This window comes from Maribacter polysaccharolyticus, from assembly GCF_028882255.1.
GTDB classification, from domain to species: Bacteria; Bacteroidota; Bacteroidia; order Flavobacteriales; family Flavobacteriaceae; genus Maribacter_A; species Maribacter_A polysaccharolyticus.
In genome coordinates, this window is the sequence record NZ_JARBUY010000005.1 from 197,038 (window position 1) to 211,405 (window position 14,368).

12 protein-coding genes are annotated in these 14,368 nt (G+C 44.2%); 4 read left to right on the plus strand and 8 right to left on the minus strand.

Translation table 11 applies throughout. From position 1 onward, the window contains the following. Positions 1-31: 31 nt before the first annotated feature. The 7 genes from PHU20_RS16560 to PHU20_RS16590 are packed head-to-tail and all read right to left on the minus strand — an operon-like array spanning position 32 to position 7,850. Complete coding sequence (locus PHU20_RS16560) at positions 32-1,870, minus strand: V-type ATP synthase subunit I (protein WP_274826520.1); 1,839 nt, start codon at positions 1,868-1,870, stop codon at positions 32-34. Beyond that, positions 1,867-2,478 (minus strand): V-type ATP synthase subunit D, encoded by a 612-nt coding sequence (locus PHU20_RS16565; protein ID WP_274826521.1) that lies wholly within the window; start codon positions 2,476-2,478, stop codon positions 1,867-1,869. The genes PHU20_RS16560 and PHU20_RS16565 overlap by 4 nt, the downstream gene beginning before the upstream one ends. Further along, entirely contained in the window at positions 2,468-3,046 is a 579-nt protein-coding gene (locus PHU20_RS16570) for a hypothetical protein (protein ID WP_274826522.1), read from the minus strand. Before PHU20_RS16570 ends, PHU20_RS16565 begins: the two co-directional genes overlap by 11 nt. After that, complete coding sequence (locus tag PHU20_RS16575) at positions 3,043-3,642, minus strand: hypothetical protein (RefSeq protein ID WP_274826523.1); 600 nt, start codon at positions 3,640-3,642, stop codon at positions 3,043-3,045. Before PHU20_RS16575 ends, PHU20_RS16570 begins: the two co-directional genes overlap by 4 nt. Continuing rightward, positions 3,635-4,966, minus strand: coding sequence for a V-type ATP synthase subunit B (locus PHU20_RS16580; protein ID WP_274826524.1), 1,332 nt, complete (start codon positions 4,964-4,966; stop codon positions 3,635-3,637). Before PHU20_RS16580 ends, PHU20_RS16575 begins: the two co-directional genes overlap by 8 nt. Further along, positions 4,947-6,692, minus strand: a complete 1,746-nt coding sequence (locus PHU20_RS16585) for a V-type ATP synthase subunit A (protein ID WP_274826525.1) — start codon at positions 6,690-6,692, stop codon at positions 4,947-4,949. Before PHU20_RS16585 ends, PHU20_RS16580 begins: the two co-directional genes overlap by 20 nt. Before the next feature lie 15 nt (positions 6,693-6,707). Next, positions 6,708-7,850, minus strand: a complete 1,143-nt coding sequence (locus PHU20_RS16590; RefSeq protein ID WP_274826526.1) for a universal stress protein — start codon at positions 7,848-7,850, stop codon at positions 6,708-6,710. Positions 7,851-8,278: 428 nt separating this feature from the next. On the opposite strand from PHU20_RS16590, the gene PHU20_RS16595 reads away from it, so the two are divergent. Then, positions 8,279-9,073, plus strand: coding sequence for a universal stress protein (locus PHU20_RS16595; RefSeq protein WP_274826527.1), 795 nt, complete (start codon positions 8,279-8,281; stop codon positions 9,071-9,073). Positions 9,074-9,378: 305 nt separating this feature from the next. Here PHU20_RS16595 and PHU20_RS16600 read toward each other — a convergent pair whose 3' ends face one another. Further along, positions 9,379-9,771 (minus strand): response regulator transcription factor, encoded by a 393-nt coding sequence (locus tag PHU20_RS16600; RefSeq protein WP_274826528.1) that lies wholly within the window; start codon positions 9,769-9,771, stop codon positions 9,379-9,381. A 618-nt stretch (positions 9,772-10,389) separates the two neighbouring features. Between PHU20_RS16600 and PHU20_RS16605 the strand changes: the two genes are divergently transcribed. The 3 genes from PHU20_RS16605 (at position 10,390) to PHU20_RS16615 (ending at position 14,341) form a co-directional block, all read left to right on the plus strand. Next, on the plus strand, positions 10,390-11,394 hold the full coding sequence (locus PHU20_RS16605) for a sugar kinase (protein ID WP_274826529.1): 1,005 nt from the start codon (positions 10,390-10,392) through the stop codon (positions 11,392-11,394). 252 nt (positions 11,395-11,646) lie between these two features. Continuing rightward, a complete protein-coding gene (locus PHU20_RS16610; protein ID WP_274826530.1) occupies positions 11,647-12,114 on the plus strand; it encodes a (2Fe-2S)-binding protein in 468 nt (155 codons plus the stop codon). Between the two features lie 28 nt (positions 12,115-12,142). Then, on the plus strand, positions 12,143-14,341 hold the full coding sequence (locus PHU20_RS16615; RefSeq protein ID WP_274826531.1) for a xanthine dehydrogenase family protein molybdopterin-binding subunit: 2,199 nt from the start codon (positions 12,143-12,145) through the stop codon (positions 14,339-14,341). Positions 14,342-14,368 lie beyond the last annotated feature (27 nt).

The following is a 14,368-nucleotide window of genomic DNA, read 5'->3' on the forward strand; positions in this document are numbered from 1 at the left end:
GAATTTTATTGATGTTATTTTATAATCCGTTTTACTTTGATTTTTCCACATTGTTCCTTTTCCCGTTTTCATGAAATACCAACCTGAAAGGTTTGTATGCCTCTCCCGAAAATTGCACCCCCAAATGGCCTGAAAACTCCAACATATTCAATCGAATCCCATGCACCATAACCGCCATAAGGGCCAAAACAATATTAAGCCCATGCCCTAAAAACAAGGCAATCGCCGCCATTATCAGGTTTACAAACCCCATCCCCATGGTTCCGTCAGGAAGGATCATATTGTTAAAGCTGGCCGCAACGGCAGCCGTAGCCATGCCCACGGCAAACAGCCGCACATACGATACAATATCAGAAAACCCACTGATCAGGCTTAAGGGTAAATTACCCAGGGATATCGCCATGCTTTTGAAAAAGCTTTTGCTCTCTACCGAAAAGAGGGCCACCAGTAATGCACCCATTAAAAACAGCCATAGGCCCCATTCGGGCATGGCCTTATCGAGCACCAATTGTTCCGTTACCAAAAAAAGTCCCCAGACCAAAAGAACCCAACCCACTTCGCTCAGGGCTTTGATCGAGTTGATAAATTGGAATATCCGTATACCATGGGCAATGGTCAGATGGATAGCCCCTATCAAAAAAGATAGGTGCATCATAAAAGAGACGTTATTTACCCCAAAACTGGCAATCTCCGGAATGATCAAACCGTTCAACAGCGGGTGGGCCGCCATCTGTTCAGACCCAAAGTAGGTTCCACTCAATACTCCCCAGATAATGGTCGTCCCACTTAAAACGTAAATCAAGATCCGTAGTTGTCCCGACATCTTCTTACGTAGTAAGAATGTGATCAGGATAAATATCAATCCGTAACCTGCATCACCCACCAGCATGGCAAAAAATAAGGCGAAAGCCACCAAAAAATAGATAGATACATCCACCTCTTTGTATCCTGGGACAATATCTATGAATTTCATCACGGGATTGATTATACCGATCCATTTGGGATTTTTGATATGTACAGGGACACTCTCTGGATTTTCGGGATCTGCGATATGGTATCCCCATTGGTTATCCTCCGCAAAACCCACGAAATCCCCTACTGAATCCTCTGGAAGATATCCCTTCAAGTATTTTAACCTCCCTTCAATATCCCCCATACCCACGAGGGCCTTTTGGATGAGCATACGATCTTTCAAGAGCAGTAGGTAATCTTCAAGCCATGCGATATTCGCACATTGATCCTCCAAAAAATGCTCTACCTCTATCAATTGCCGTTCCTTTCTTACCTTCTGCTGTTTGATGTCTTTGTAGGACAGCTTGGGCAATGACTCTTCCGGATGGTTCAATTTCCCGGCTTCATCCCGACTGATCAATACCGTAGGCACTTTACCGTTGTGCTCTGTAAGCTGAACACAGGTGTGTTTGCCATTTAAGGAATCTGCCAAAGGTCTGTCCAGTAAATACAACCTAAGGTAAAGCCCTTTCTTCCGCAATTTGGCAAGGTCTTTCACCTTTACTTTTTTACCCCAAACCTTGTACCAGGTCAAACCCTGTTCGAGCTCCCCCAATCGCTCCAATCCTTTTCGCTTAATTTCTTCCGTTTGCAAAACACGGCCTACCAGCTGTTCGGGATCACTTGCGGCATATTTTATCCGGTTTTTGGCATCGTTTTTCCGTTGGGCATACGCTTTGAGTATGGAAAGGGCCCGCTCTGTACGATTAACAGCTTCCAAACGTCTTTCCACGGTACCGTTTCCAAACGCATCGATTTCCTTGATGTCTACTACCCCCAATTTACCCAATTGCAAAATGGTATCGTCCACGGCGCGTGCCGTGGTAAACAGCAGTATTTCCTTCATCCTTACGATCATGCCGTTGCCTTTTTATGCTCTTTTTTCTTTTTTACAAGTTTGGCGCATCCAATGGCCAAGCGTTCCACATCGCCCAAATAGATTTCAATTTTCCGGATGTTTTCCTTGGTCTCGGGTATGAAAACTTCCTTAAGGGCATTTTTCATCCTACGGGCCTCGGCCAATTCTTCCCTGATCAGGTCCAAATTACGTTCCTCGATTTCCACTAGTATGCGATTGGTCTTTTGGTCGCGTATTACTTCCATGGCCGCATCTACCCAAAGCGGTGTGTTTAAAAGGTCAACTTCGATATCTTCAAAGGTTAGGTTCTTAAATACGGCAATGGTCAACCCCGCAATTTCCTGTTTTTCGGTAATGAGCTCTTTGACCCTTACCATTTCTAAAAGGTCAAAGGTTTCCTCGGCCATTACGGCCACCCATGCTTTTGTCTTTTCATTGGTTTCCGATATGGCTTGTTTCAATCGGGCAATATTGTCCTCTATGATCTGTACCACCTCTTTCAATTGTTGTTCCTTCATCTCAAAGACCGGAAGTGCCGTATTGTATTCCTTGAGCTCTACCTTTAGGGAGGCCAAGGTGTTTTTGTTCATTAAGATCTTATCGGCCATCTTCTGTCATTTTTGTGCTGTTCAAAAATTTTTCAAAGCCCTTTTCCTGGTCAAAACCCCACCATCGCAACAACAACAGTAATTTGAGTTTATATATGACCAAGGCTCCAAAATCGGCATAATGCCCAATGGAAAGCGCTTCCAATTTGTCCCATTGCCACCTAAGGAGTTGAAGTTCTTCCTCTAGGGGATTTCCCGGGATCAAAGGCATCGATGCTTTTTTCGATGCAGATTCCACCCCGTTTTTTCGTGAAATCCGTAATTGACGGATATCTTTTTTCAGGGAATACATATACGTGGAAAAAGCGGCCAATTCCTGGTTCTTACTTTTTTGGAATGATGCGGAATATATGGTTTCCAAATCGATCTGTTCGAATATCCGATAGGCTTTCGGGGCCAAAAACTTTTTGGCTTCGGCATCCAATAGAGGGCTAAGGTTTTTTCCCGATTCTGAGGAGGAGGCGTATTTTTCCAGGATGGAAAAAACTTTCGAACGCTCCTCGTCCGTATCTTGAAAAGTCAGATAGGGCAAACTACTTATCATATATTCCAAATCTCCGGTAATCATGTGTTCGGTTCGTTTTTAAGGATATTGATCCACTTTGGACTAAGATGCCCATTCAACAGTTCGGCCACTGCCTCGGCCGAAATGCGGTAACTCCATCCTTGATCGGTCTTGGTCACAACGAACCCATTGGGAAGGTTCGGATCCTTGGTAAGGGTATCAAGATTCCCTGAAGTACGCAATCGCTCCTGAATTTTATCAGCGAGTTCCTTTTTCATATTTTCGGGAATTTTAAGGGCTACGCCACTGCCGATATTCCCGACCACCTTTAAAATGGCCCTTTCCATAAGGTCTGGAGTGAAATTGGATTCCACTTCCCTTTCCAAAGCAGTTTTCAGTAGCTTCAACAAATCGTTTCGTACCGAAATGGTAAGATCCCTTGCTGCTTGTTTCAGGGCACTCTCCCCTTTTCCATAAATGGCCTGTGCTTCTTTATCCGCCTTAACCAGAAGCTCTTCTTTTTGTTCTTCGGCCTCCTTTAAAATTCTTTGGGCCTCCTTATGGGCTTTCTCCACGATTTGCTTTGCCTCCTTATCGGCGGCTTCTATGGCTTCCGTTTTCAAAGTGACAATTAATTTGTCCAGGGTTTTCTCACTCATAGCTCGTTTCTTTTAAAATTTTGAACATCCCCTTTTCAGGCCAATAGGTATCGATCAATTTTGAGGACAGTCCTACCTCTTCCTTTTTAAAATGCTGGGCAAGGATGTCCCAACACAAATCCAGGGCATCCTCCAATTCCAAATAGCGGAAAGGATCCATCAATTCACTTTGAAAAGTCTTACGATACTCCAGAAGCCGTAATGAATAATCATCTTTAACCGAGCCGAACTTCTGGGCTTTTACCCGTTCCTCGGCCTCCGATAACAAACGTGCCATGGCGTTCATGATACTTCTGTGGTCCGAACGGGTCCTATCGTTCACCTGTTGCTTCAATCGGCTCAGCGAACCAAAGAGCTCCAAATACCCATCTTTCATGTAAAATTGTCCTTCGGTGATGTATCCTGTATTGTCGGGCACGGGATGGGTAACATCGTCCATCGTGGTCACCCCGAGTATGGTCAAACTTCCCGCACCTTCTATATCCGCGGCCTTCTCATAACGACTGGCCAATTGGGAATACAGATCGCCCGGGTAGCCTTGATTGGCGGGGATCTGATCCTGGGCATTGGCCACCTGTCTTAAATAGTCCGACCATTGTGTCATATCCGACAACAGTACAAATACATTTTTACCCTGCAGCGCAAACTGTTCTGCCACGGCCAAAGCCAAGTCGGGGACCATCAACCCTTCTACAATCGAATCCCTATGGGTATGTACGAACATGATGGTCTTATTCTTGCTTCCGGCCTCCTCAATACGTTCCCTGAAGTAATGGAATTCATCATACTTGAGACCTACCCCACCGATGATGATGACATCCGCATCGGTTTGGGTGGCGATGTTGGCCAATAAGCGGTTGTAAGGTTCCCCCGCCTTGGCAAAGATGGGTATCTTTTGGGAACGGACCAATGTGTTGAACACATCGATCATGGGTACCCCCGTACGGATCATATCTTTTGGAATCAAGCGTTTTACGGGGTTAATGGATGGACCTGCCACCCGAACCATATCCGTAAGCAATTCAGGTCCGTTGTCAATGGGCCGGCCATTGCCCGAATAAACCCTTCCAAGCATATCATCGGAAAAACCGACCTGAATGGGTTTCCCCATAAAACGGACCTTACAGTCCGTTGAAACCCCAAATCCGCCCCCGAACAATTGTAGGGTCACCTGATCACCATCCAAGGCAATGACCTGTGCGAATGCCCTGTGGCCATTGGGATAAATGACTTCGGCGAGTTCCTTATTATGGACCCCTTGGGCTTTAATGCCCAAAATGGCCCTTCCGATACTGTCTATGTTCTCATATGTTTTCTGCAACATACCCCCTATGTTTAATCAAATTCAATAATTTTGTTTGCTGTTTTTCAATTCCCGCTTCGTCTTGCCCCATATAATTCCAATCGAGAAAGGCTTGTCTAATAAAATTGAAATGCGAGCGTATGCTCTCTTTTCCCTTGATATCAACAGGGGTATCGATGACCTCCTTGACCATTTCGAACATCGAACGCAACCTATCGGGATGGGTCACCCCATCCACTTCATGGAAACTGTTCTGTTGTAGGAAAACCGCATCGAGCAATTCCGCTTTTTGGTATCGGATATAAGATGCATCGGTTATCCCCTTTTCCCCCATAAGGATGATATTGGAGGCAATGGTCTTACCATCACGCAACAGGTCTAACAAATAGGAGACTTCCTCTTGCTTTAAAAGGGAAGGATATTTCGATTTACTGTCGATACGATCTATGGCCGGATATTTCCGGGCATCTGAGAGTGCTCTTGACAACCCCCAAAAAGCACCTGTACTCAAAAGGGTTGCTTGGGTAACGGGTTCATCAAAGTTTCCGCCGGCCGGGGACACCGTACCGATGATACTGAGCGACCCCATATCACCATTCCCCAAGATTTCGACTCCAGCCCGGTCGTAAAAGGCAGAGATCAATGTGGAAATATACATGGGGAAGGCCTCGGGACCGGGAATTTCCTCCTTTCGACCTGAGGTTTCACGCAGTGCCTGAGCCCAACGGGAGGTAGAATCGGCTAGGATCAGAACATTCAATCCTTGCTTGCGATAGTATTCGCCCACAGAAGTGGCCATATAGACCGATGCTTCCCGGGCGGCAACGGGCATTGAAGAGGTATTCCCCACGATATAAGTACGATCCATCAACGATTTTCCTGTTCGGGGATCGATGAGTTCCGGAAAATCCTTAAAGACCTCCACGGCTTCCCCTGCACGTTCCCCACAAGCGGCTATAATGACCACATCGGCTTGGGAATGACGGGCCAGACTATGTTGCAAAACTGTTTTTCCTGCCCCAAAAGGACCAGGATTACAAGCCGTTCCCCCATAAGCGATGGGAAAAAGGGCATCTAAAATACGTATTCCCGTAGGCATGGGTTTTGTAGGTACCGAACGCTCTTTAAAGGGCATTGGCTGCTTTACGGGCCATTCAAAAGCCATTTTCAATTCCATTTTCTTACCTGAACTATCCACGATAGTGGCAATGACCTCATCTATAGTGTAATCCCCTTTTTCCACGATATGGTCTATCGTGTAGTTTTCCTGTAGGGAAAAAGGAACAAAGATCTTATGTTCGAATAGCTTTTCGGGTACTGAACCCAATATGGAGCCCCCCGTGACAATGTTCCCTTTTTCGACCATCGGGGTAAAATACCATTCTTTGGTGTTGTCCAAGGGATCCACCTCAAGCCCCCTTTCGAGAAACCAATCAATTTCTCCCAATTCGTATAAAGGGTTCTGTAGGCCATCGGTCACGGACCCTAAAATACCAGGTCCTAATTTTACGGCAAGCGGAAGACCGGTAAACTCCACTGGGTCACCTACCCGCATCCAACCGGTATCTTCAAAAACCTGTAGGTATACCTTATTGCCTCCCTTAATATCAATGACTTCGGCCTTGAGTCTTTTACCATCCTCTATAATGATATAGGCCACTTCCCCGTTCATTACGGCCCCCTGGGTAATTTGGGTACCTACCAGTGACTCGTTGACACTTATTACTTTTCCTTTTGCTTTTTGCATATTGATCGGTTATTTTCAGCTACCCCGTAGTTTACGCACCTCTTTTTCCACTTTGGTGTACCATATCTTATCCAAGATATCCCTTGCACTGTCCCTATACAATTTGGCTTTTTCAGGCTGTTTCAATTTTTCATAGACTAGGGCCAATCCCTTGTAAGCGGGCACATGCATATCGTTGATGTTCAGACAGGCATATAGGTGGTCTTTAGCTTCCTCGTAAAATCCACTTTCTATCAATTCCATGGCGGTCTTATGGAGTTGTTCAACGTCTTTGATATGGGTTTGCAATTGCAGTGAAATGACATCCTCGGATTTCAAGGTTAGGAAGGAACAGGGCACTTCCCGTACCACTTTTTCGGTGACACTCCCCATGAACATTCGGTTCAAACCTGTTCGTCCCGAAGTACCCATGATCAGCAAGTCGATCATTTTTCTTGAAATGATACTCAATATTTCATTCGAAGGATCGCCCTTTGGTACTTCCTTGGTCCACGTAAGATCCGTTAGGTTGAAATCTTTTAGAAAGGAGTCGAATTCCTTCTTGTGTAAACTATAGCGAAGTTCATTTTCCTTGTCCATATCCTTTTTGTTCACAAACCAGGAAGGGCTTTGCAATTCGCAAACTGCCAAAATGGTCAACTCCGACTTAAACTTACGTGCCATGGTTATGGCGTTCTTAAGCGCTCGTTTGGAGGCATCGGAAAAATCAACGGGACATAGAATATGGTGTACGTTTAGCAATACGTTCTCTTTAATCACGAAAACCGGCTTTTCACTCTTTTGGATAATGCGTTCGGCCGTAGTGCCCAAACGAAAAGTATCCCCTTTCCTGGTTTCCCCGGAACCCAATAGGATAAGGTTGGCGTTGACATCCACCGCGGCCCTGACAATAGCTTCATGTGGGGAACCAACCATTAATAAAGGTTTTTTCATGGCTACACCCTCGGCTTTAATCAGGTTTCCCGTTTCCCTCAATTTGGTCAGTGCCGTTTCGTTCAGCAATGACCTCACTTTTTCATGTACAACGTCATCGGGAAGCACATGTATGGGTACAATGGTCGATTGAAATATCTTGGCCAATTCTATGGCACTTGCGACCACATTTTCAGATGATTTGCTAAAATCATGCGCTACTAAAATTTTTTCCAAAAGTTTCATTATAAAGTGGCTTTAGTTATGTGTTCTATTAATCATGCTTCAGGCGCCTTTAAAAATCCCTATGTTATCATTTTCGTATTTAAGGCTTCTTATTTTAAGACTTTCATAAGATATCATATAATTCTTTAGAAATTCTTTAGTTTTGGCGATGTTCGAAAGATTTCGGAAAAAGAGTGTTCAGCGAAATATCCTTCCTCATTAGGACTTGTAAGACCATCGATTCGGTAGCCCTTAATCCCTTAGCCGGGTAGAGAAACCACTATTCTTGACCATCCCAATGCTCTTAAGTTTCCCTTAAGAATCTATTATTAGATTTATAATTGAAGGCTGTTGTTATAAAATTATCCTTATAAATATTGCTATTTATTTAACTATTATACAATAGGTCTTGACATTTGAATTTGATATTCACGCTAAATGATTTAATTATGAAAAAAATTCTGGTACCCGTAGATTTTTCCGATGCATCCTCGAATGCATTGTCGTATGCCATTCAACTTTTTGAAGCTTCGCCCTTGGAGATTACCGTTTTACATCTCTATGGGGTAAGGTCAACTGCCCTACTGATGAAAAATATAGATGACGTGTTTGAAAAGGATGCCAAACAAAAGATGGAAGCGCTTCTGAAAACCTTGAAAAAAGAACATCCCGATGTGGAATTTAAGTCGAAAATCTCTAAAAACCCACCAGTTTCGAGCATTGCGGCATTGGGAGACAGTGGGAAGTACGATTTTATCGTGATGGGTACCAAAGGGGCCAGTGGACTTAATGAAGTCTTTATGGGTAGCGTTGCCGGTGGGGTGATCTCAAAAACCATGGCACCTGTTATCGTAGTACCGGCGAACAACAAATTTCGCCCCCTGGAGAAAATCGTATTGGCCGTAAGTGACGATCCTTTCACCGATGCCAAGGTGATAGAACCGTTACGGACCATTGCCACACTTCAAAAGAGTAAGGTCAAGGTGCTACATATTGCCGATAAGAAAACACCCCAAATCGAAAAGGCATTAAGTGCCATTGAGGATTTAAACCCTTCGGTGGACTACGCCTTTGGTACGGGTAAAACCAATAAGGATTTGAATGCCTATCTCATGAAGGATTTTTCCGGAATGCTCTGTCTTATCAGAACTAAAAAAGGGTTTTTTGACCGTTTATTGAATGAAAGTGTTACGCTGAAACAGACTTTTAACAGCCCTGTTCCACTGCTCATTCTCCATGAATAGGATGTAAAGGTGTTAAAAATACCTCCTTGTGCTTACAGGGCTTTCCCTTGATTTATCCCTAAAAGGATATTCAAGGGACCACACTTTGTTTTAATGGCGTAATGTAAAACGGTTTATATACTATTTTGGAGGTCACATCGAACTTACAAGCAAACAGGACCATGGCAGTACATTCACTGCCATGGGACCACAACTTCGTTAAAGACGGTATTGATATGACCATTATTTAGCTAGGTACAGCCCCAAAGAAAGGAACATACCCATAAAGGGATAAAATTCCCAGGGACCCCCTATTCACAATCGCCTTATGCTTCTTTATACTTGCTTATGGCATCTTTAATGGCATGGATCAACTCATCCTCTTCGAACGGCTTTTTAACATAAGCGTAGGCACCCATGTCCATTCCTTGTAGGATATCCTTCGGTTCCGTCATTGCCGATAAAAAGACCAAAGGGATATTTTGGGTAGCTTCATGGCATAACAACTCCTGTAATACAAGATAACCGTCCATTCCAGGCATAAGCACATCACATAGGATAAGATCTGGAACCACTTTATGGGCCTTTTCAAGGCCATCCCTTCCGTTGGCTGCCGTTATCATGTTATAACCGTAAAGTGTCAAAAGTTCTTCGATATTTTCCCTTAGGACCATATCATCCTCAATAAGCAGAATGGTTTTCAGCTCTTTGTTACTCATATCCATCGTAATTATTTGGGGGGGAAATTTGATAAACAATAGAACACTATTATTGGAAAATAAAGAATTAAGATACTAAAAATTTAGAAGAATACTACAAAATAATGCGTTGAACCGAATTTTTTCGATGGTTTTCCCCTTAATTTATAACTAAAGACCCTTGAAGTTGCGTGAATTCATCTTTAGAACGCTATTGAAAATTTCAAACATCACTAGAACCCGATCGAAAGCCTTATATAGACTTTCTTGTGGAAATGGAATTTAGACAGGTGAGTACCATTGATCCGGGGGGCATACATTATAAAAATACGCAATGGTATCCCGAAAATCGTTATCAGGTAACCATTTGGAATTTACGTCCGATTAACCCTAAACTTTAAAGACCCTACCTTTTCCGATGGATTTGTTATATCACCATCCAAAGGCAATGATAATATCGGGTTTCGTATATTTAAAACAACCTGTCAATGGATCAAATGAAATCCACTGGACGGTCATGGCAAATAAAAAGAACGATTTGATGATAAGAATGTTTGAAACTATGTCACTAAAAAGTATCTTTAAAGAAACCATTTTCGATAGAATGATTCAACCCTAACAATTAAAATAAACATAAGGATGCCTAAAAAAGTAATAACATTCGGGGAAGTAATGATGCGTTTGTCCCCTCCTGGATATTCAAAGTTTTCACAAGCAACATCCTTTGAACTTGTATATGGGGGCGGCGAGGCGAATGTTGCCATTTCATTGGCCTATCTTGGCATGAAAGCGGCCCATGTCACACGTTTTCCGGATAACGCCCTAGGAAAAGCGGCCACCCAATTCCTTCGGAAACATTGGTTAAGTTCGGAACATGTTATCTATGGGGGCGATATGATAGGGAAGTACTTTCTCGAGAAAGGCGCAGTACATCGACCCAGTCAGGTAATTTATGAACGGGAAGGGTCTTCTTTCTCCTTGATCGAACCCTCTATGATCGATTGGGAATATGTTCTCAAAGGAGCGGATTGGTTTCATTGGACAGGGATAACCCCGGCCATTTCTGAAGGGGCGGCAATGTGCTGCCTGGAAGCCATAAAAACAGCGAACAAAATGGGAATTACGGTTTCGGGGGACATCAATTCACGTAAAAACATGTGGAAGTATGGAAAAACCATGCAAGAAGTTATGCCCGAATTGGTAAAACATTGTGATATCGTCATCACCAGTAGTCGAGGTATCCATGAAATGTTCGGTATTGGTCAGACCGGGGGCAAATTCCGGGTTATGGCCAAACAACTCATGGAAACCTTTCCTAGAATCAAAAAAGTCGTAGGTAAGACCAGAAAATCCATAAGTGCCTCCCACCAGCAGATTCAAGGTAAATTGTGGAACGGAAAAAAATATATCAAAACCGAAACATTGAACGTGACCCATGTCATTGATCGCGTTGGCACCGGGGATGCCTTTGCTGCCGGACTCATCTATGGCCTATTACATTATACCAAGGATATGCAAGCCTTGAATTTTGCATCGGCTGCCTGTGCCCTTAAACATACCGTTCCCGGTGATGTAAATATGGTGTCCTTGGAAAACGTTACCAGTTTAATGGAAGGGGATACTTCGGGTGCGATAAGAAGATGATCAACACTTAAATTAAAATAGCGGGCATTGATCATTCCCATACATAGACCCCACTGATCTGCAAAACCAGGGGTCGCCTTATTCGACCAAATCGGGTTATTAATCCCAAGAACGGTTTACACGACACCGGTGGATTGGCTTATCACCCCCCTAAAATATTAACTTTTTTTTAAGAACACCGTTCTTCCCTTTCTCCATATGAAAGCGGAATATTTCGTAAATTCAACACATTCATTCACTTACACTATCCTTATGGCAACATTTACATTAAACATTAATGGAAAGACAGAACAGGTAGACGTGGACCCCTCTACCCCTATTCTATGGGTACTTCGGGACCATCTTGACCTTGTTGGCACCAAATATGCATGTGGCATCTCACAATGTGGAACTTGCACCATTCATGTTGGGGGCATGGCGGTACGCTCATGCCTTTTACCGGTTTCCGCAATTGGAAACCAAGAGATCACGACCATTGAAGGTTTATCCGAAAATGGGGACCACCCGGTACAACAAGCTTGGTTAGAGCATGATGTCTACCAATGTGGTTATTGCCAAGCCGGACAGATCATGTCGGCCACTGCCCTGTTAAAAAACAATCCCAACCCGACAGACGAGGAAATCGAAGCTTCCATGAACGGCAACATTTGCCGTTGTGGCACCTATACCCGGATCAAAAAGGCCATCAAAACAGCGGCAACCAACATGCAAAACGCTTAACTATCCCACGCAACTTAAAAGCACTCAAATGACACGTATAAAAACCTCCTATAATCGACGCTCTTTTATGAAGGTATCCGCAGCTGCCAGTGGAGGAATGCTAATTGGCTTTAGCTGGCTCAATGGCTGTGTGCCTGCCACCTCGGAGAAAAAAACGGGATTGGCGATACCCAAAGAATGGTTCGAGATCAATGGGTATATCAAAATCGGGGATACCGGATTGGTTACCATTTATTCGCCCAATCCCGAGATAGGGCAAAATATAAAGACCTCCATGCCAATGATAGTGGCCGAGGAACTAGACGTGCCATGGGAAAATGTCATCGTGGAACAGGCCCCCTTGAACACCGGGTTCTATCAGAATCAATTTGCAGGAGGAAGTCTGTCTATCCGATTAAGTTGGAACGCCCTGCGAATGGCCGGGGCCACAGGACGAAGAATGTTAATGGAAGCTGCCGCCAAAGAATGGGGAATCCCCATTTCCGATATAGCGGCAAAAGATGGGATGATTTCCGAAAACAATGGGGAACGTTCCTTTTCCTATGGTGAAATCGCCTCCAAAGCCGTTGGTATTGAAATTCCGAAAGAAATCGAACTCAAGGAGGTCAAGGATTTTAAATTGATCGGATCAAGTATTAAAAACGTTGACGGTAAGAAAATTTTAAAGGGAGAACCTTTATTCGGTTTCGATTTCAAGAGGGAAGGTATGAAATTGGCCATGATCCAACACCCCCCGGCTTTTGGGATGACGGTCAAAGACTTCAATGCCGATGAAATCAAAAAGATGCCCGGTATTACCGATGCCTTCATCATCGACACTACCATAGATGACCCTGAAATGTTCGATGAAAGGGGATTCCTGAAACTTATTGCCATAGTGGGCGAATCTACCTGGCCATTGATGCAAGCCAAAAAAGCCATTAAAGCCAACTGGGAAACCATTGATGCCTTGGAAGATTCCCAAACCCATACCAAACGTTTGGAAAGAGCCCTTGAATCGGGTAAAGTCAGTGACGTACGAAAAGACGGGGACCCGGAAGCGGCCTTCAAAAAAGCCGCCAAGGTCATAGAACGTACTTATAGTGCCCCGTTCATAGCGCACAATACCATGGAGCCCATGAATTTCTTTGCGCATGTAACCGAGAATTCCGCAGAACTCATTGGTCCTACCCAAACACCTGAAGCGATGGAAAAATCAGTATCAAAATTCCTTGGTATGCCCATCGAGAACATTACTGTGAACATGACCCGGATCGGGGGTGGTTTTGGAAGAAGGCTCTATGTTAATTTTGGGGTCGAGGCGGCGGCGATATCAAATAAAATAGGAGGACCCGTAAAACTGATATACACTAGGGAAGATGATATGTCCCAAGGAACGTACAGACCCACCTATAGGTCAAAATATAAAGCTGGTTTGGATGAAAACAACAAGCTTATCGCATTTTCCGTGAAAGGTGCAGGATTGCCCGAAAGCCCAGTATTTCCAAAACGATTTCCCGCTGGGGCGGTTGAAAACTATATTGCGGAAAGAATACATGGGGAAACCAATGTCACCACAGGGGCTTGGAGGGCCCCAAGATCCAATTTTACCGCAGGTGCCGAACAATCCTTCCTCGATGAAGTTGCCGAATTGGCCGGAAAAGACCCTATCGATTTCAGGCTGGAATTGTTTGACCGGGCCATTAAAGACCCCATAGGGGAAGCCCATGATTATGAAGCGGAACGTTATGCCGGGGTATTGAAATTGGTAAAGGAAAAATCGAATTGGGGAGAAGAAAAACCCGGACTATATCGCGGGGTGGCCGCTTACTTTTGCCATTCCAGTTATGTTGCCGAAGTCTTTGATATGATGATGGTCAACGGACAACCGAAAATCAAGAAAGTATGGTGTGCCGTGGATTGTGGGATCGTTGTGAATAAAGATGCCGCCAAGAACATGGTTGAAGGAGGGGTTATCGATGGTATTGGACACGCCATGTACAGTAGACTGACCTTTGCCAACGGAGCGGCTAGGGAAATGAATTTTGACCGATACCAATTGATACGACATTCCCAAGTGCCGGAAGAAATCGAAGTGTTCTTTGTGGAGAATGAAATTGACCCAACCGGATTGGGAGAACCGGGTCTTCCCCCTGCCATAGGGGCTTTGGCCAATGCCATGTATAAAGCCACGGGGCAACGCTATTACCATCAGCCCTTTGCCACGGAACGGCAGATCATCGGATAAAAATCAATTCCGACAGTTAAGACCGTT